This is a genomic window from Providencia sp. PROV116, from assembly GCF_028482485.1.
Classification (GTDB): domain Bacteria; phylum Pseudomonadota; class Gammaproteobacteria; order Enterobacterales; family Enterobacteriaceae; genus Providencia; species Providencia rettgeri.
In genome coordinates, this window is sequence record NZ_JAMPQO010000031.1 from 60,192 (window position 1) to 78,300 (window position 18,109).

The window sequence follows — 18,109 nt, forward strand, 5'->3', positions numbered from 1 at the left end:
TAAAAGATATAAAACTTGCCGTTCTTTTTTGCTGGCGGGGTTGAACCCGTGTCCGTAATTTTTTAATTGGTTGATTATTAAAGGGTATCTTTACTAAGCTTCAATCATGTGCACTTGGCGTGCACATGGAGGTCATTGTGTAAGTACTTTGGAGGTATTTTACATTCAGTTTATACGGCTTGATTTATAGAGAAAATATTCATAAATTCTTTTTTTAGCTGAATAGCTATTTCTCTATAATCAATTTCATTATTTTTACTATTCTTATGCATAAATAAACGTTTATCTCTCATTATATCTGAAAAGTAGAAATCTATTTTTTCTCTAATAAGAAGCTCACATAAATATGTTTTTGATGTATCTAAAACTTGGACTGGTTCAACTTCGAGCAATGATGTGCACACTTATACCTATTCAGGGAATACGGAAACTTAGGTTTAGGAACAGCTTTGGTAGTAACAAACGCCTATATCATGCTGATGGGGCGGTATCGAGTTAGTTAAAACTAATAACTACAGAGATACATTATTGTTTGGCTTTCTATTTTTTAATTGTGAAAGCCAAATATTATTACCTCTTTTCCCTTTTATTTTTAAAATCGTGTATAGAACATAATGATAAAATGATGATAAATATTTTTCTTTGTATCTAAAGTGCTTAGACGCATACTTGTGGTGTGTGATATTTTGAGGTGTCATTAAATCTATATCTTTCCATGGAGATTTTTCTTTGGCGTTTAGGAAGCAACGAACTTCATGATAATACTTAGACCAATTATGCCAAGGTTTAGTCGAACCAATGAAGTGTACAAAAACAGCATTAGAAATATCGTTGTTTTTCTTATGCTTATATCTATCATTTAAGTTTATTCTATGATATAAAAATATTATCTAATTTTAACCAATCACCATGAACAGCGATGTTAATAGCATCTTGGTCATAATATTTGATAACTGGTTGTAATTTTTTATCAGTAAATACTGACATTGATTTTTCAGTTAGCTGCCTATAATTCCACTCATCAGGGTTTATCAGCATAACGCCCGAGTTAAAATATCCTTTTTTAATCCCTTCAACGTTAAATAAGTTAGCCATTTCTACCGAATGAGGCTCACTGATATCCATAACAGCAGCGATAGGCATAGAGGATAAATTTAGTGATTTAAGAATTTGAATACTTCCGGTGCAAACCACATCAGAATCCAAATACAAAACTTTGTCACATTTCTTATAAAAATAGTCGGCAATAATAAGCCTGAAATAAATAGCATGGGACCATACCTGGTTTGTTGGTAGTTTTTTTAATATATCCATATTTAACGTATGGAGTGTGACGCTAGTTTTGTACTGCTTACTAATTTGACTAAATAGTTGAATATCTTTATCGCTTAAAAAGTCAGTAAAAACATGAAAGTGGAAATTTATATCTTTATTATTTAGCAGAACAGAGACAATGGATACTCCTGTGCCGAACAAGAAATTTTTATCGGCACCATATGCAACATTAAATTTTTTCTTTGATAAATCTTTATTTACATCTTTGTTGGTGAATGACGTTTTTCCCTGTACTGCATTTTCAAAAAAAATCATTTATGTATCCAATTTATGTTTAGTTTATCATGAATTATAGCTCTGAAATGAGATGTGTCATAGCCCTTATTATGTGTTTAAATGCTGATTTAGCATAGGTTGTCAAGGTTTTTCATGTTTTTAAATGACATTTAATTAATGGATATAGTACTACATTGGAAAAACTCTAGTATGTAGTGGTATAGTTAACAGATGAAAAATTCTAGTTTAGGCCAGTATAAGGAATGATTGGGTCTTAATTAAGATGAAAAGCGCAAAGTTAACTTAACGCATTCCTATCATTCAATATTCTCTTTAATGGTAAAGTAGAATTTCTTTAATAGCATATCTCGTATTCGATAGTATTGATAATTTTTGAACATTTTTTTTAGATTGCTTCTATAACGCTCTCTAGCTTTTAATAAAGGAGCTCTACCTTCCTCCAAGGATGAATTTAGTTTTGATTCATCATCAGAGATAACCAGAGTAGGGATATGCCCATAAATATTCGCGCAATTAAAATATCTAAAATACCTCCACATATCAGACTCATATTTGATGGGGCTTTGAATTTTAATGATGTTTTTTGCTGCTTTTACGTTTATAACATATGCATGGGAGCCAATAGCTTGATAGACTTTAAAAATATTATCATTTAGGTTTTGATTTTTTATGTAACTATCTATTTTAGATAATAAAAATATGTTAGGCTTTCTGATTTTATCAAAAAATTTTATTTGTGAAATTATATCTTCGATGTTATGAGGTAATATAGCATCGTCTTCTAGCACTAATGCCTGTTCGATATTCTCATTTGCCATTTTTTTATAAATAGATAAATGGCTTAGTGCGCACCCAATTTCACCTTTTGTTAGCATGCAATTTGGGTAGTCATGAGTAGCCTTTTTAAGTTCAGTGTCTGATAGATTTTTTCCGTTTACCGCATTGATGAATTCATATTTTAGTTTAGTTTTATCGAGTTGAGCTTGCATTTTCATTCGACGCTCAGAACTTTCTTTTAGGTTGATAATAAAAACAATCACTTGAATACCTAAGTAGGGTTGATTTAATGATGTATTATAGCGCCGAGAATATGGCACTTACACAAATGGCAATCACTGAACCGATAATGACAATTACTCTCAAGTTACATGCCTAATTTTTTAGCTTTTCTATCAGTATGTAAAAAGTAGTAAGCTATTTACACCATCGAGAAAAAATAGAGGATTTATACTATCAAATAGTAACGCTATCTAACAGCAAAAAGCTACCGTTATGGTGTGGCTTATCACCTATTTCAAAATACAAGTTGATATTCAGGTGAAATGAGATATCTAATTTCACTTTTTTACAAAAAAGAAAACCCGCACTTTGAAGTGACCCCCAATAGTTGGACTACCAATTATTGGGGGTCTTTTAATGTCAAAATACAGCCGCGATTTAAAAATTATCATCGCTAACCAATGCTTAGCAGGAGAAGCATCTCGAAAGCTTTCTAAAATATATTCCATATCCTCTCGCCAAATTCGATATTGGGCACAAGTCGTTGCCATCCATGGTGATAAAGTGTTCCTCCCCACTCCCCATTTACGTTGTGCAAAAACAAGGTTATAGGCACTGAAACTTATGTGGACAAATGATTGGTCTAGCGCCATTCTGAACTTAACTACGTCTGGCATCCTCTCTATCTGGCTTGATAGATATAATGAAAATGGATTCAAAGGGCTTGAATGTGGACCTAGAGGAAGACCACCAATGAAACTCCCCCGCACAGCAGCTGTTTGTTCTGACGATGAAAAACACTTGAGGAACTTAAAGAGGAACTTGCGTATCTGCGTGCGGAAAATGCTGTCCTAAAAAAGTTGGAAGAGCTGAAACAAATGAAACGACGACAAACAAAGAAAAAACGTTAGTTGTTTTAGCTCTGAAAGATAAATACCCATTGAATCACTTACTTCATGCCATAAGGCTTGCAAAAAGTGTCTTTTATTATCATGTTAGCGCGCAGAAAAGACCTAAACAGTATACGCAAGAACTTGTGCGTATTGAGAGTATTTACCATGAACACAAAGGGCGTTATGGTTACCGCCGCATCCATTTAACACTGAGAAATGAAGGTATTTTGCTCAACCATAAGACGGTACAGCGGTTAATGAAACGGCTTAACTTAAAATCGACAGTAAGAGCCAAAAAATACCGTTCATATCGTGGTGACGTAGGAAAAACAGCACCTAATCATCTTAAAAGAGATTTTACGGCATCAAAACCGAATGAAAAATGGGTAACCGATGTGACAGAGTCTAAAGTGAATGAACAAAAAGTGTATCTTTCACCTATAATTGACTTATATAATCAAGAGGTTATTGCATATAAAGTGGCTAAAAACACACACTTAACGTTGGTTATAGAGATGCTAAAAAGTGGATTATCTCGATTAACCAAAACACAAAAACCGTTATTACACAGTGATCAAGGTTGGCAATACCGAAACCCTAGCTATCAGAAACAGCTCGCTGATAATGGGATTAAACAAAGTATGTCAAATAAGGGTAATTATTTCGATAGTGCCGTTGCTGAAAATTTTTTCGGGTTATTAAAATCAGAAATGTGTCATGGTCATCATTTTCAAAATGCAGATGAACTCATTGATAAAATTGACGAATACATAGAGTGCTACAATACCAAGCGGATCAAAGTCAAATTAAAAGGCCTGACTCCGGTTGAATATCGAAATCAGGCCTTGCAAGCCGCTTAACTAAAAGTGTCCAACTTTATGAGGTCACTTCAGAATGACCTGAATGAAGTGGGCTTTTAGTAACTCGCTGGCGGAGTCTGAATTCGTCGCTTAACTAAATGATTTTATAGTGCTAATGTTCAATTCAACTTTTCAAAAGTGCCTAATAAGGTGCCTAAAAATGAATTAGTTTATTTCTTGAGTCTATGATTACTTAAATTCACGTAAAAAACTATATTTTTTTCGGTTAGCTTTAAATAAGGTATAATTTTTCATATTGGAAATATTCATAGTGGCTGTAATACTATTAATTTTCTAATAACCTTTAAGGTTTATTCATTATTGGCTCTTGTATAAAACATAATGGATGTTGTTCAGGATATGAATAATGTTGTTTAAAACCTAGAATAACATCCTTAGTTCTTACGGTATTGAATATTATTGGCCATAATTTAAATTAACCAGAAACTTTAACTTATTGATAATTATTGTGAAATGTGGGTTTTACTGAAGGTAAATTATAATTAGTCAATTAGAAATTAAACTAAAAAAGGCCCACATGCCTAATGCGGGCCATAATATTTTTCGGTTAACATAAGTTTTAATATCTATCTTCATTAATTGAGACGTATTCATATAGATATTAATAGTACCTTCGATAGATTCATTGGTGTAATTTTAACTAATCTGTTGTTTTTTTTAAAGAAAATCAGAAAGTTCTGGTGATAAATTTTGGCTGCCCATTTTAGGTGATGGCGTTTGCTGGTTACGATTTGGCTGGGGAACGTACTTTGCTAGAGTGAGTGCCGTTGAAATGGTTACTGCGAGATTATCAATCAGTGGAACACTTACTCGCTCATGAAGGATTGCGGGGAAACCTGCGAGTGCAGCTCCCCCCAAAATGACACAGGATGCCCCATCTTTTTGTGCACAGGTATCGCTGAGTTTCACTATCATTTCATAAGCTTTATCTGGATTGTTAACGATTTCTGCGCCTGTCATTGAAACAGTTCTCACGGAAGCTAACCGGTTTGCTAGGCCAAAATTTTCAACTTGTTTTTCCAAACTGCTTACGTTGAGCATTTGACTGTAGTTGTGCTAAATCTTTACAACTATAAATGCCAAGATCGAAATCAACGCCTTCATACTTTAAGTTTCACTGTGATGGAAAGGTAATGTCGTAGTTCTTTGAATTAGAATATTGATTTGAAGTGATGGCACTTTGACAATTGATACTAACTGTTACAAACGATACCGTGGTTTATGCTATGCTTTTAAAGTTCATAAATAATCCCAATAGTGATTTTTTCTTTATGTAGCCATAAGTAAGTCTTAAGGTTACATTTATTTGTTTTCGAGTATTATCTTTCGGTTTTATAAACCCTTGGCCCGCAAGATTATTAATTTGTTTACCGAATACTTTACCTGTGGTACCTCCAATTCCACCACCGATAATTATGCCAACACTAGGGAGGATGAATGAACCGATGATTGCACCTGCTTTGGCTCCTACAACAAATCCACCTACGTTTGAAAAGAAGAAGAATTAGGCTTGATAGTGTTGCATTACCTTTACGGAGTATCTAAATGTAGTATTGCAAAAAATAGAAACTGAGTGAAGGACGAATTCGTCAAATGATCAAAGTCGCTGAGGGATTTGTTGATGGTTGTTTAGCTATGCTGGATGTGACTCTAGAAATGGATAACGAGGTAGTTAATAAAGTAAAAGTGATAGATAGTAAAAAGGTATTAGTGAACTACGCAAATTTGATGCTATTGTGATAAGAGTGAATGCGTTGCAACCAAAATCATAGAATGAAATATCGGAATGCGGGGTTCTTTATTGCCTCATCATTTCATCTTTAATAATATTATCGACCTAAATTAAATAGATATCGGATGTTCATATTTAATGAGGGATAATTAAATGAGTAGATTATTCTCAGTAGTACTAACCATCTCAATTATGGCTGTATCAAGCAGCACTTTAGCAGCGGAGAGAGATCTGAATAAGGAGGAAGAAGCAAAGGTAGTTAGCCTAATAAAAAACCACCTTAAATTACCAGCATCTGCAAAGTTTAAACTCGGCAAAATGATTGCTAATCCATATGATGCATACTGCGGGTCATTCGCTGAATCAAATAAAGAGACAATCCCTTTTATTCTTTCAATGCCTGCGCCTATAGGTCAGATTGACTTACGTCGAGTTGTCCTCGTTGGTGATAATGAATACAAGTACAACAGTATTATTGAGCAATGTGCAGGGTATGGATATAAATTAAATTAATGCTGTACGGCGGCCTTGAAAAAAATAAATACCACTCCGATTTACTTAATCATGGCGTCCCATACTAGGTAAATCTGGATTGCGGTATAGAGCCGTCAGCAATGGCGGTTTTTTTGCTTTCTGATTATTAATCGCGCTAATTTATAGTTGATGTGTTATAGTGTCTAAGTTATCATACCTCATTGCAATAAAAAGCAAATCTTGCACTTGCGAGTTTTTATCTAAACAAGAAATGTGGTATCCAAGGGAGTAACTCCCAAGGAGCTCCTCATGAAATGGTCAACCTTCTATAGGCGCGTTGTGATATTCTCACAGAATATGATTATTGCTGTTGTAATGGTTGTGCTATTCATTCTTTTTGTTTCCTATCTGACCAATCTAGCTAAATAACTTTATACCGCCATTAGCTCAACAGGAAGACCAATTAGTCTTAGCAAAACTAAGAGTCGGGGTTAGATGCCTCGATGGCGGTTCATATTAGCTGTACCCCTTTGTATATAAATGGGAAGGCATATTAACTATTACATTCATGCGACAGCGAAATTACACAAGAGTTATCAAATTCATAAAGTTGAATGCTTCCTTTTCATTGTGGAAAATACTAAAGCCACTTTATACCAGTAATAGCCTGATGTAATGAACGAAAGGGGCGCAAGATTTGTGAATATCCGGCAAAAGGATAGATATAAAGTTTATAGATTAATTGTAAGTCAAAAGCATATCTAAATAAGATATGCTTACATTTATGTAGAAGTCATTAATAGATTGGAGGATTAAATTACGGCATCAAGAATTTTACTAAGAGTCTCATGGCGTATAGCAGAGCCCTTTTCCGCTTCTGAATCTCCATTTTTAGCGATGAGGTTATTGTACTCATAAGCTCTTAACTTAACTCGCGACTTTTGCTCATTGCTTAGCTGGTGAATAACCATAGTTAACAGTATTTCTATGGCACTATTTTCAGCCTTAATCTCATCAATCTGAGAAACCAACTCATTTAAAGATAATTCATTGATTGTGCTAGACATACAATTCATTCCTTGTTTACGTTGGTGATTAAATTATACACAAGTTAGTGGCATTAGGGAATGAAATAACCACTCAGTCTGAAGTGGTTACATGCAATGGGAACCTAAATAAATACACTCTCAGTATGTGCCTCTACAACACCATTTCTAACAACAAAATATTCCATAAATTATTACAAGAACTGCGCTTCACGTTCGCTTTAGACTGTTGTGATCGAGAAGCCCTTCATTGGGCAGCTAGCACGGGAGGCTTTGACAGTGAAACCGTGCAAGATGTCATGATGGGTGCAGTGGAGTATCGCTTCGGTAATGGGTTACCGACAAAATCAGTAGAGTGGTTGACCGATAATGGTTCAGCATATCGAGCCCATGAAACGCGCTGGTTCGCTAAACAAGTTGGTTTATCCCCTAGACATACGACGGTACGTAGTCCACAAAGTAACGGTATTGCTGAAAGCTTTGTAAAAATCATGAAGCGAGACTACATAAGTTTAATGCCAAAACCTAATGGATTAACGGCAGTAAAGAATCTTGCGGCAGCCTTCGAGCATTACAATGAATGGCATCCTCACCGTGAACTGGGTTATCGTTTTCCGCGAGAGTACCTGCGGCGTCGAACTCATAATGAAATAAGTGATAAAAAGTGTCTGGAAATATAGGGGCAATTACAGTGGATTTCTGTTAACTAAGCATCTGAACACTCTGTAGGGAAAATATTTATTCTTGGTTTGTTGATTTTTGCTGCTGATGTTTATGATATTAATGATTTAATAGGGAGAAAGAGACTAATATCATAAAAATATTGCTGGAGAATAAATGATGTTTAGCCTAACAAAAATAACGAAAGCAGATTGGGATTTTTTTAGGAAGTTATATAGCGACGCTGGAATAATGAGGTTTATTTCTGACCCACTAAGTGATGAGCAAATTAAAGATGCCTTTGAAGGCCGTCTACCAGAGTGGGACTTGGAGTCTTCTCATTGGTTATGTTTAGTGATCAGAAGAGAAGTTGACGGGATTCCAATGGGGCTAATTGGCTTAAAGATGGTTCGAGAAAGTGGCAAGCCAGTGGCTGAGGTTGGTTATATGATAGCGAGTGAGTTTTCAGGTATGTCTTTAGCAACGGACTCATTAGCAGCCTTATTGGCATTACCTGAATTATCCGCCATTTCACGGTATCAAGCTGTGGTTACTGGCGGAAACAATGCATCAGCTCGAGTTCTGGGAAAAAATGGATTTACCCTTACAGAAATCATTAAAGATAATTACGCTATTGGCGGAGTTTTGTTCGATGACTGTATTTATATATTGGAACAATAAATAACAATATAAAATCATCTATCAGATAGCTCTGAGTGGCAAGTTAGTTTAATTAGCAATCAATTACAAAGGTTACCTAGTGTGGCCTTTCTTTGTAAATAGTCACAGTAAATCATCCACATATAGTTTAATTACTGCAATGATCTTGCGGATGGCTACTTATTAATTCAATAAACCGGAACACTCCGCAGGGTGGGGATATGCGTATGCATGAAAAAAACTCAAGCCCTTTTTCCTATGCTCTCGGAGTAATTACTACAGCGGCAGGAGCATTATTCCTAGGTCAATGTGCGCCGATCTCCAAAACACTAACCGAACCAGTACCACTACTGCCAGCACATTAACTTATTGCCAAGCGGTACTATGGATAACTCTTTGTTATCAGCTTTAGATAAAGCTAATGAGCAATTAAAAGGTATTCGAGAGATTGAAGCGACTAGAAGCAATAACTAAAAGAAGGAAAGCATCATGTTTAATGATTCATATGTGTCAGCTTTCCTTATCCTCGGTATTGTATGTGCGGTGCGCGGATGGGGAGTCATTGAAGGTCTGATTTATCTCTGCTGCAAGTGGATGTTTTAGACAAGAAAGCAATATGGGAAATAGAACAACAACGAGCCTCCAATTAGGGTGCTTTTTAATATCAATAGGAGTACTAAATGTCTAACCCAATTATGAAATATTTTGAATACCAACATTTACTCGCTCACTTACAAGAAGTTAGTAAGCCGATTGGCGATCTATCTAAGCAGATGGGTGCACAGTTACCTGATGATACTGAAAAGTCAGTAGGGCTTCGCAAGTTACTTGAAGCTAAAGACTGTCTTTTTCATACAAAATTAGGTTAAATTTCCATTTAACTACTTCTTAATACGAATAAATAGCGTATAGCGGCTCATTGGATTTCGACTGTCCTCCTCAAATGTTTCATGCAGTATTACGATGTCGCCTCGTTTAAGGCTTAGCTTTGGATCTCCCACTGATAAAGATTGTCGATATTTTTTGTCTATATATTGATGACATCCCTTATCCGCGCGGCCAGAGGGCCTTGTATTAATTATTTTCCCACTAACTAGAATAGATATTTCCTTGTGGCTACAAATATTTTCATCCATATCAAGACAAGACGTTTGTGCGGAAGTATTTTCTAGAATATTAATATCCAGATTGCATGAGTTGACATATGAAGCCCATGATAATTGGGGTATTGATATTAAAAACAATAGTAGAATTCGTTGCATCATAGATCTCTATGGTTAGCATGTGTTTATAATTATTTATAATTACAAGTTAGTTTTGTCCTCTGTTGTTATAATTAGAGGCGATTTAAGATGTTGGAGTGGAGAGAAAAAATAGACCCACGTGTCTAATGAGGGTCTGAATTATGGGCTACAGTATGTCTTATTATTATGCCTAATGAGTAGGTGTACTACATGAGTTAGTCAACAGTACATTACTGATCAAATAATAGCCAACTTATATTTGTAAAGGTTTATAGTTATCAGCTGATCACTGGTGGTTTTTTCATTTAAGGTAATTGATAAAAAGTGTCTGGAAATATAGGATCAAATACAGAATTGTATTAACACTAGAATAAATTAACTCTTTTCATGGGTTTGAACAAGAAGGAGGGTAATCATCTTATAGTATTGGAGTGGCGATCATTTTTGCTGGTACTGAAATCTATTATGAAGGTTTGATTGCTTATTTAGGCTCGGAAGAACATGGCGCTCTGCAACTGGAGGACTAAAGATAAAAAAATAGCCCATCATGGATGAGCAAATAATGCAGTAATTTCACTATATCCTTGTCACGGGATAGTAAACAATGAGTTAGCATAAATCTTATTGTTATTCCCAATGACACTGGGTGTACTGCATGAGGCCAATGACAATACGTGTTTATTCAAACAATAGCTATCTTATATTTGTAAATATTCATAGCCATAAGCTAATCGTTGGTAGCTTTTATTTATGAATAAAGTCATGTGAAACAAAGAAAAAACAAGAGGAATTGACTCGATAAAGATTAAAAAAAAGCCTACTTTGTGAGTAGGCTAAAGGATAAATAATTCTTAATAACATACTTAAGTTAACAATGACGAATGATACATATGAAAATGATGAGATATTGTAATAAAGAGTAATAAAGAACGAGTACTCTTGCATTTACTGGGTCATTTTTAATGAAAAAAAGCTTACACAGGAGTAGGCTAAGAGATGTTACTTCATACAATTGAATATCATTTTAAACATAATAGGTGTTTTAAAGTATGCAAATTATTTCTAAGTATTTTAAATTGATAGTCGATTAAGTGTACAATGAGCCTCCATTTGGTGGCTTTTTAGTAGCCAGATATTGAATAGCCCTCTCAGCAGCCTTTAAGTTGATATGACCAATCATTAATAATTTGAAATATCTAGGTTTACATCTACCCTTTAATTACTCATAATTAGTGTAATTAACATTGGTTTTTTTAGCTATATTATAGATTAGTTACGGTGAATAAAAAATTAGTAAGAGTAAAGCAGTTAACTTACGAAATTTAATCTATTGATTAAAGTTATATAATTAGCTAAATCAATTAGATAGTTATTTCAATTAAATTACTCTGCGATGGATAATGACATTCAGAGGTTATTAACCAAGTAAAAGTATGGCTAATGTGTTATAGTGATTTAAATAATTATACCCCATTGCTATAAAAAGCAAACCTTGCATTCGTAAGCTTTTATCTAAAAAATAGATGTGGTATCTAAAGGAATCGTTTCCTAAGGAATTACCTATGAATTTATCTGCATTATATCATCGTTTTTTATCATTTACAGAAAATGTGTTAATTATAACGGTATTACTTCTGGCTACTTTTGCACTTGTATACTGGATGTAAAATTATTTGACAGTTAGCTAAAACTAAATGAGTAATGAGTTTTAACAACGCTGATATTCGAGGACTAATTTATGGTGGAAAAATATTGGTATAGCACCTTTGAAAAATAAAGGAGAGATAAATGAATTATTATATTCAGACTATAGTTGAACCACTGGGTGGTTATAAAATACATAAGGTTGGATGCAAGAATATGCCTATGGCTGCAAATAGATTTTACCTTGGTAACTTTTTTAATGCTATGCAAGCGATTGAAGCTGCTAAAAAATCACGCTATAAGATTGTTAAGATATGCTCTGATTGTATAAAAAATAGAATGAAACACTAAATTATAAGCAATAAAATTAAAAAAACTGTAGATTTTTTACATTTATTCCAGTAAGACAGGTGCTAACTCAGAGAAAAAGTCGTCATTTTCAAAGTAATTTCTTTTTTAAGATTTGTATTGAAAAGGAATTCGTTAAATAATAATTTATCTTATAAGTGGAGTGAAAAATAAAACTTGCTATAATCGGGGGGGTGTGGCTTAATGCCCTTACTGTTTTGGACGTACAAACCTATTTATGTTAGTCAGTTTCAAGTTGTTCACCATTTAGCGTTATCCCTGATATCACTTCATCGCGAATTCCTTCTAATTAATTCCCATAAGTAAAAATTGAAAACAAACGCTATTATGCTTTATGGCAAATATTAAATAATTAAAGGAATTTCTATGTCTAATATATTAACTGGTTCAGTAAAATGGTTTAACGATGATAAAGGCTTCGGTTTTATTACTCCAGCAGATGGTAGTAAAGATGTATTTGTCCATTTTTCTGCTATTCAGAGCGATGACTTTAAATCGTTAATTGAAGGCCAACAAGTCTCATTCACCATCGAGAATGGAATGAAAGGCCCTGCAGCTGGAAACGTGGTGGCACTATAAAAATCTATTTGTATTTTAAATGTCCTTGCTGTAGTGGATCCCAGTATAGAACTTCACAGTTTGATGTTTCGATCAATAATCCACATGGTGCAAAATGTATCTTTTGTAAAAGTGTCATGAAAGCTCAAGTTAGCTGATAAATAATTTGATTCATATTTAAATCTCTTTTTAATGAGGTTTTATCGCATTAATCGTATTTATTTAAGCTGACGTGGTATGCTTGTTTGATAATTATACCCCATTGCTATGAACAGCAAATCTTGCCTCTGCAAGCTTTTATCTAAAAAATAGATGTGGTATCCAAGGGAATCACTTTCCTAAGGAAACACGAATGAATAAGCAAACATTTTATAGTCGAGTTCTAAGTATCTATAAAAAAATTCTCATTGTGGCTGTACTAATTATCGTCGTTCTTGGTGTAATTTATTTGTTCGATAGTTCATCATGGAGCCAGCTCGGTGGTGGATACATTTTCCCTAAAAACTAACACTAATCAAATGTAATAGCTTTTCTAAAGTATTATGTTGTTGTGAATAAAGATCCTATTAACCAGTGTATGCTCTATGTCATGTTTTAAAGCGAGTAGTATTCTTAATTCAGTTCTTATAGTAATTAATTGAAAAATTACAATTCTCTGAGTGTTAGCAATTTAAAGTATCTCATTACCATAACTCTTGCATTTACAAAATATTATCTGAAAGGTAAGTGAGATTTCTAAGGTATTATTTATGAAATGGTCAAATCTTTATCAACGTATTTTGAATTTTTCACAAAACATGCTTGTTGTTCTTGTACTGATTATCATATTCATTCTAATTATTGCATATATTATAAATTTAGCTAAATAAATTTATTCCACCATTAACTCAATTGGAAGAGTATTTAGTCCTGACAAAACTAAACGTCGAGGTTCGAGGCCTCGATGGTGGTCCATTTAAATATTTAATGATGCTATATTCTTAATGAGAAAGGTTAAACTCCTGAGGAGTTACCATGTCAGGACTAAGTCAATCAAAATTAATATGTAGAGTGTTGCAGTGGATTAGCAGTGCTGCGCTGATTTTACTTGCTATTATATTAATTTCTTTTTTAATAAAAGAAACTATTATTTTATCGAAGCTACTATTTTCCGCTAGTGATTCCATTTCGATTTATTTGCTGGTCGATGAGCTTATTATATATTTTCTATATTTTGAATTTGTTGCTTTGATTATCAAGTACTTTCAGTCAAATTACCATTTTCCATTACAATATTTTATTTATATTGCAATTACAGCAGTAATTCGGCTTATTATAGTTGAACATAATGAACCTCAGATTTTTATTATTTACTCTGTTTCAATACTAATACTTATTATTGCCCTGTACATTGCTAATGCTGATAGACTTAAACCCAAAGAATAAAAATTGTCATAAGGTGGCTACTTTTATCTTGAAAAATATTTAACTGGTTATATTTTATTTAGCACTATTTTAGTTAACAGCGTAAAAATTAAATTTCTTTTATAAATATAATGCTGTAGCAAGAATAATTTTTTCGGTGTGGAAATATATAATTTTTTATAAATTATGTTCTATAAGGAATTTTTATTATTCTTTAGGTGGTATTTGTTATCAAAGGCTAACTTCATAGTGATAATGCATTTAAAACAAACGAAATTAAATAATAATTGTCTAAGCTTCATACAATAAAGAGGGGTGAGTTATGGCTGATAGCAGAACAAGTGAAATAATGATTGAAATCGGATATGCAACCGTCAAGTTGTTGTTTGGAAATATGATGGTATTTAAGTCGACACTAGTGAACGAGTTAACCGAAAGGATGGTAGCATCAGGAGATGATGAATATAAAAAATTATTGAATGAGTCCATTGAGTTTTTGCATAGAAATGTTGGTTAGATTGAAAACTATACAAATCTTATCTGGGCATTATATCAATAAAGTGCTACTGTCGAGTGAATAGGCAGAGGTGATTATGGATACAGACAAAGATGTAATTTATATGCGGATATGCCAAGTAGTTGGTAGGGCTGTTATGTTGCTAAATGAATCAAAACATAACATCACAGGAGAGCGTATATCTGCAATTTTAAAAGAGCAGAGAGAAAGTGAGCAAGAAAAATACATGATTGTCATATATGGTATAGCAATTGATTTAATGGAGTCTAGGCGTTGGAGTTAGGTTTTAATCATTAAATAGTATATAATAATGTTTTATATTTGAATAAATAGTGGTTATCAAAATTAATTTTTTATGTTATCAATGGATTAGAAAATATGTTTTTAGCATACTAAAAACAATAAATTATTAATAATAACAATAAATATCAGTTGATTATGAACTATTAGGCTATGTACTGCTACGTCAAATGGGGTGGATTTAAATTATAAATGACTGTAATATTCGATAGGCAATAAAAAAACCCACCGAAGTGGGCTTTTAGTAACTCTCAAATGCGCGTGCATTCCACGAGTACTTTCTAGTCCAACTGATTTTGCTAACTTCCTATTTTTAAATCTGTTGTCTTATTACTGAGCCATAATTTGGCGGAATCTGGATTAGCCGATTAAATAATTGATTTTATATTGATGATGTTCAATTCAACTTTTTATTTGAGCCTAAAGTTTGTTTTGCTAGTTGTTACATTCTACAAAGCTATTTAATTATATTAGAGAGCTGATTAATCGTTATCATTAGGAATGTTGGATATGGTTATAAAAGCAGACAAATCCAAACTTTGTTAATTATTTTTATTATAATATCAATGGATTATATTATAACTTTTTGATTGGTTTTTTTAGGATTAATTTTATTTTAGATGAATCTTTCACTTTTCTCTTAACTTAAAGAATTTTGTTTAGTTAACTTGTTTTTAACACTAGAGCTTAATGAAGTCTAATTATAAAGATAATGGTTTTATATCCCAGATATTTTCTGCATAATCACTTATTGTGCGATCAGAAGAAAAATAGCCCATACCACCAATGGTCAACAAGGTTTTTTGGGTCCACTTATCAGGTAATTGATAGAGTTTATCAACCTGCTCTTGTGCCTCAATATAACTACGATAGTCGGCAAGTAATTGGTAACTATCTCCAAAATTAATCAAGGTATCAAATAAGTTATCGTAACGTGTTGGTTCTTCATTATTAAATACTCCCATCTTAATTTGGAGGAGAGTTCTTTTTAGCTCTTCATCCTGCTCATAAATATCCCGGGGTTTATATTTATTTTGGTGTAATTGTTTAACCTCTTCGGCAGTATGTCCAAAAATAAACATATTTTCTTCACCAATATGCTCGCAGATTTCAACGGTGGCACCATCCATGGTGCCGATAGTGAGGGCTCCATTCAAGGCTAATTTCATATTACTTGTGCCTGAAGCTTCTGTTCCTGCAAGAGAAATTTGCTGAGATAAATCTGCTGCTGGTATAATTTTTTGAGCTAAACTCACACCGTAGTTTGGAATAAAAATGACTTTTAATGCATCATTTATCCGCTCATCATGATTAATTGTCTTTGCAATGTCATTTATCAGGTGAATGATTTGCTTAGCAACGGCATAAGACGAGGCTGCCTTGCCTGCAAAAATGACAACTCGAGGAACCCAATTCATATTTGGGTTTTCCAAAATACGGTTGTAACGAGTGATAACATGTAATACATTGAGTAATTGACGTTTATATTCATGAATTCGTTTAACTTGTACATCAAATAAAGCATGAGGATTAACATCGATATTTAATGTTTGTTTTATATGATGCGCTAACCGTTGTTTATTGATAAATTTCGCATTCTGTAGTTTATGGATCAATATTGAATCATTAAGATACGGTTTGATCTTAGAAATTAAATTGAGATCGATACGCCAATGAGGGCCAATATAAGAGTCCAATATTTGAGATAACGGTTTATTTGCCAAGCTTAACCAGCGTCGTGGTGTAATACCGTTAGTTTTATTACAAAATTTATGAGGAAAGATTTTCGAGAAATTAGAAAATAGAGATTTAACCATTAAGTCACTGTGTAGTATGGAGACCCCATTCACTTTACGACATGCGATAACAGCCAACCAAGCCATTCTTACTAAACGTTCATTTGTTTCATCTATAATGGAAACTTGGCGAAGAAATTCAGTATCAGCAGAAAATTGCTCTTTTACTTGCCTCAAAAACTGATCATTTATTTGAAAAATAAGTTGTAAATGACGAGGTAAAATTTTTCCTATCATATCTACAGGCCATGTTTCTAGCGCTTCTCTCATCAACGTATGATTTGTATAAGAAAAAATTAATGTGGTTTGTTCCCATGCAGTTTCCCAATCGAAATGATGTTCATCAATTAATAATCGGAGTAATTCGGGGATGGCTAAAACGGGGTGAGTATCGTTCAGATGAATGGCAACTTTATCGGATAAATTGTTATAAGTGTTATGTATAACCCAGTGATTATTAAGAATATTTTGTAAGGATGCGGAAACTAAAAAGTATTCCTGCCGTAGACGTAATTCGCGACCTGAATACGAGGAGTCATCAGGGTATAATACTCGTGAGACGTTTTCTGAAATGTTTTTATCTTCTACAGCTGCAAAATAATCACCTTGATTGAATTTATCTAAATTAATTTGATTACTGGCTTGGGCACTCCATAATCGAATTGTACTTGTTGTATCTGTTTTAAAGCCAGGCACAATTTGATCATATGCACAGGCTAAGATTTCTTCAGTACCGACCCAATGAGGCATATTACCTTCTTGCTGAATTCTCCCTCCGAATCGGATAGAGTAACGAATATGATACCGAGAAAACTCCCATGGATAGCCGAATTCTAACCAATTATCAGGGGATTCTGCTTGTTTTCCATCAATCAAACTTTGTTTAAACATGCCATAGTCATAGCGAATACCATACCCACACCCTGGCAAGTGTAAGGTTGCTATCGAGTCAAAAAAACAAGCGGCGAGTCGACCTAAGCCACCATTGCCTAGTCCAGGATCCATCTCTTGTTCGATTAAAGTTTCGAGGTCCAATCCTATTTCATCTAATGCTTGTTTGACTTCATCGTATATATCTAGTGACATCATTGCATTTGAGAGTGTTTGTCCAAGAAGAAACTCCATAGATAAATAATAAACTTGACGAACATCTTGTGAATATTGTGCGCGATTTGAACGTAGCCACCGTTCAACCATTCTATCTCGAATTACAAATAGAGTAGCATTTAACCAATCGTGGTCGTTAGCGATCAGTGGGTCTTTCCCTATTGAAAAAACAAGTTTATAAGTGATTGCTTTTTTTAGTTCATCAACGGAAACCATTGGGGATATGTAATTGGACTGAGAAAATAATGTCATA

General features: G+C 33.7%; 18 protein-coding genes and 3 pseudogenes. 14 read left to right on the forward strand and 7 right to left on the reverse strand.

Going from position 1 to position 18,109, the window contains the following annotated elements; translation table 11 throughout:
* Positions 1-512: 512 nt before the first annotated feature.
* The 3 genes from PSE72_RS19980 to PSE72_RS18290 all read right to left on the reverse strand — a co-directional run bounded on the left by PSE72_RS19980 (position 513) and on the right by PSE72_RS18290 (position 2,612).
* A complete protein-coding gene (locus PSE72_RS19980; RefSeq protein ID WP_442958894.1) occupies positions 513-890 on the reverse strand; it encodes a glycosyltransferase family 8 C-terminal domain-containing protein in 378 nt (125 codons plus the stop codon).
* Positions 871-1,590 (reverse strand): glycosyltransferase, encoded by a 720-nt coding sequence (locus tag PSE72_RS18285; RefSeq protein ID WP_115166923.1) that lies wholly within the window; start codon positions 1,588-1,590, stop codon positions 871-873. The genes PSE72_RS19980 and PSE72_RS18285 overlap by 20 nt, the downstream gene beginning before the upstream one ends.
* A 278-nt stretch (positions 1,591-1,868) precedes the next feature.
* Positions 1,869-2,612 (reverse strand): glycosyltransferase family 25 protein, encoded by a 744-nt coding sequence (locus tag PSE72_RS18290; RefSeq protein WP_115166924.1) that lies wholly within the window; start codon positions 2,610-2,612, stop codon positions 1,869-1,871.
* A gap of 376 nt (positions 2,613-2,988) precedes the next feature.
* On the opposite strand from PSE72_RS18290, the gene PSE72_RS18295 reads away from it, so the two are divergent.
* Positions 2,989-3,183 carry a hypothetical protein gene (locus PSE72_RS18295; protein ID WP_254178908.1) on the forward strand — a complete coding sequence of 65 codons (195 nt, stop codon included), beginning with the start codon at positions 2,989-2,991 and terminating at the stop codon, positions 3,181-3,183.
* Between the two features lie 328 nt (positions 3,184-3,511).
* Entirely contained in the window at positions 3,512-4,324 is an 813-nt protein-coding gene (locus tag PSE72_RS18300) for an IS3 family transposase (protein WP_254178909.1), read from the forward strand.
* A gap of 678 nt (positions 4,325-5,002) precedes the next feature.
* Here the strand turns inward: PSE72_RS18300 and PSE72_RS18305 are convergent.
* Positions 5,003-5,368 (reverse strand): aspartate/glutamate racemase family protein, encoded by a 366-nt coding sequence (locus PSE72_RS18305; protein ID WP_272691047.1) that lies wholly within the window; start codon positions 5,366-5,368, stop codon positions 5,003-5,005.
* Between the two features lie 196 nt (positions 5,369-5,564).
* Positions 5,565-5,813, reverse strand: a pseudogene (locus PSE72_RS19985) (glycine zipper domain-containing protein); the annotation flags it as partial.
* A gap of 125 nt (positions 5,814-5,938) precedes the next feature.
* Here PSE72_RS19985 and PSE72_RS18310 point away from each other — a divergent pair.
* Both PSE72_RS18310 and PSE72_RS18315 read left to right on the forward strand, forming a co-directional pair.
* On the forward strand, positions 5,939-6,085 hold the full coding sequence (locus tag PSE72_RS18310; RefSeq protein WP_272536581.1) for a hypothetical protein: 147 nt from the start codon (positions 5,939-5,941) through the stop codon (positions 6,083-6,085).
* Between the two features lie 145 nt (positions 6,086-6,230).
* Positions 6,231-6,590: a hypothetical protein gene (locus tag PSE72_RS18315; protein WP_272536582.1), complete on the forward strand. Its 360-nt coding sequence runs from the start codon at positions 6,231-6,233 to the stop codon at positions 6,588-6,590.
* A 773-nt stretch (positions 6,591-7,363) separates the two neighbouring features.
* On the opposite strand, the gene PSE72_RS18320 is transcribed toward PSE72_RS18315, so the two are convergent.
* The gene (locus PSE72_RS18320; protein ID WP_272536583.1) at positions 7,364-7,618 is read right to left on the reverse strand and encodes a hypothetical protein; all 255 of its coding nucleotides are present in this window, start codon (positions 7,616-7,618) and stop codon (positions 7,364-7,366) included.
* 176 nt (positions 7,619-7,794) lie between these two features.
* Here PSE72_RS18320 and PSE72_RS18325 point away from each other — a divergent pair.
* The 10 genes and pseudogenes from PSE72_RS18325 to PSE72_RS18370 form a co-directional block, all read left to right on the forward strand.
* Positions 7,795-8,277, forward strand: a pseudogene (locus PSE72_RS18325) (integrase core domain-containing protein); the annotation flags it as partial.
* A gap of 160 nt (positions 8,278-8,437) precedes the next feature.
* Positions 8,438-8,938 (forward strand): GNAT family N-acetyltransferase, encoded by a 501-nt coding sequence (locus PSE72_RS18330; protein WP_272536609.1) that lies wholly within the window; start codon positions 8,438-8,440, stop codon positions 8,936-8,938.
* A gap of 659 nt (positions 8,939-9,597) precedes the next feature.
* Positions 9,598-9,786, forward strand: a complete 189-nt coding sequence (locus tag PSE72_RS18335) for a hypothetical protein (RefSeq protein ID WP_180312529.1) — start codon at positions 9,598-9,600, stop codon at positions 9,784-9,786.
* Positions 9,787-11,949: 2,163 nt separating this feature from the next.
* Positions 11,950-12,156 (forward strand): hypothetical protein, encoded by a 207-nt coding sequence (locus PSE72_RS18340; protein ID WP_180312530.1) that lies wholly within the window; start codon positions 11,950-11,952, stop codon positions 12,154-12,156.
* A gap of 384 nt (positions 12,157-12,540) precedes the next feature.
* A complete protein-coding gene (gene cspE, locus PSE72_RS18345) occupies positions 12,541-12,753 on the forward strand; it encodes a transcription antiterminator/RNA stability regulator CspE (RefSeq protein WP_123381878.1) in 213 nt (70 codons plus the stop codon).
* A pseudogene (gene ymcF, locus PSE72_RS18350) lies at positions 12,750-12,872 on the forward strand (cold shock small protein YmcF); the annotation flags it as partial. The gene cspE and the pseudogene ymcF, both read left to right, overlap by 4 nt.
* 212 nt (positions 12,873-13,084) lie before the next feature.
* Positions 13,085-13,240 (forward strand): hypothetical protein, encoded by a 156-nt coding sequence (locus tag PSE72_RS18355; protein WP_272536584.1) that lies wholly within the window; start codon positions 13,085-13,087, stop codon positions 13,238-13,240.
* 506 nt (positions 13,241-13,746) lie between these two features.
* A complete protein-coding gene (psiE, locus tag PSE72_RS18360) occupies positions 13,747-14,157 on the forward strand; it encodes a phosphate-starvation-inducible protein PsiE (protein WP_272536585.1) in 411 nt (136 codons plus the stop codon).
* A 301-nt stretch (positions 14,158-14,458) separates the two neighbouring features.
* A complete protein-coding gene (locus PSE72_RS18365; RefSeq protein WP_117162315.1) occupies positions 14,459-14,653 on the forward strand; it encodes a hypothetical protein in 195 nt (64 codons plus the stop codon).
* Between the two features lie 76 nt (positions 14,654-14,729).
* Entirely contained in the window at positions 14,730-14,936 is a 207-nt protein-coding gene (locus tag PSE72_RS18370; RefSeq protein ID WP_180312533.1) for a hypothetical protein, read from the forward strand.
* 718 nt (positions 14,937-15,654) lie between these two features.
* On the opposite strand, the gene glgP is transcribed toward PSE72_RS18370, so the two are convergent.
* Positions 15,655-18,108, reverse strand: a complete 2,454-nt coding sequence (gene glgP / locus PSE72_RS18375) for a glycogen/starch/alpha-glucan family phosphorylase (protein WP_272691048.1) — start codon at positions 18,106-18,108, stop codon at positions 15,655-15,657.
* Between the last annotated feature and the right edge of the window lies 1 nt (position 18,109).

Excerpts from the sequence above, each read along its gene's own strand:
- PSE72_RS18315 (WP_272536582.1), top strand. The coding sequence starts at position 6,231 with ATGAGTAGATTATTCTCAGTAGTACTAACCATCTCAATTATGGCTGTA.
- psiE (WP_272536585.1), top strand. The coding sequence starts at position 13,747 with ATGTCAGGACTAAGTCAATCAAAATTAATATGTAGAGTGTTGCAGTGG.
- cspE (WP_123381878.1), top strand. The coding sequence starts at position 12,541 with ATGTCTAATATATTAACTGGTTCAGTAAAATGGTTTAACGATGATAAA.
- glgP (WP_272691048.1), bottom strand. The coding sequence starts at position 18,108 with ATGACATTATTTTCTCAGTCCAATTACATATCCCCAATGGTTTCCGTT.
- PSE72_RS18340 (WP_180312530.1), top strand. The coding sequence starts at position 11,950 with ATGAATTATTATATTCAGACTATAGTTGAACCACTGGGTGGTTATAAA.
- PSE72_RS18365 (WP_117162315.1), top strand. The coding sequence starts at position 14,459 with ATGGCTGATAGCAGAACAAGTGAAATAATGATTGAAATCGGATATGCA.
- PSE72_RS18310 (WP_272536581.1), top strand. The coding sequence starts at position 5,939 with ATGATCAAAGTCGCTGAGGGATTTGTTGATGGTTGTTTAGCTATGCTG.
- PSE72_RS18335 (WP_180312529.1), top strand. The coding sequence starts at position 9,598 with ATGTCTAACCCAATTATGAAATATTTTGAATACCAACATTTACTCGCT.
- PSE72_RS18285 (WP_115166923.1), bottom strand. The coding sequence starts at position 1,590 with ATGATTTTTTTTGAAAATGCAGTACAGGGAAAAACGTCATTCACCAAC.
- PSE72_RS18355 (WP_272536584.1), top strand. The coding sequence starts at position 13,085 with ATGAATAAGCAAACATTTTATAGTCGAGTTCTAAGTATCTATAAAAAA.
- PSE72_RS18370 (WP_180312533.1), top strand. The coding sequence starts at position 14,730 with ATGGATACAGACAAAGATGTAATTTATATGCGGATATGCCAAGTAGTT.
- PSE72_RS18330 (WP_272536609.1), top strand. The coding sequence starts at position 8,438 with ATGTTTAGCCTAACAAAAATAACGAAAGCAGATTGGGATTTTTTTAGG.
- PSE72_RS18295 (WP_254178908.1), top strand. The coding sequence starts at position 2,989 with ATGTCAAAATACAGCCGCGATTTAAAAATTATCATCGCTAACCAATGC.
- PSE72_RS18320 (WP_272536583.1), bottom strand. The coding sequence starts at position 7,618 with ATGTCTAGCACAATCAATGAATTATCTTTAAATGAGTTGGTTTCTCAG.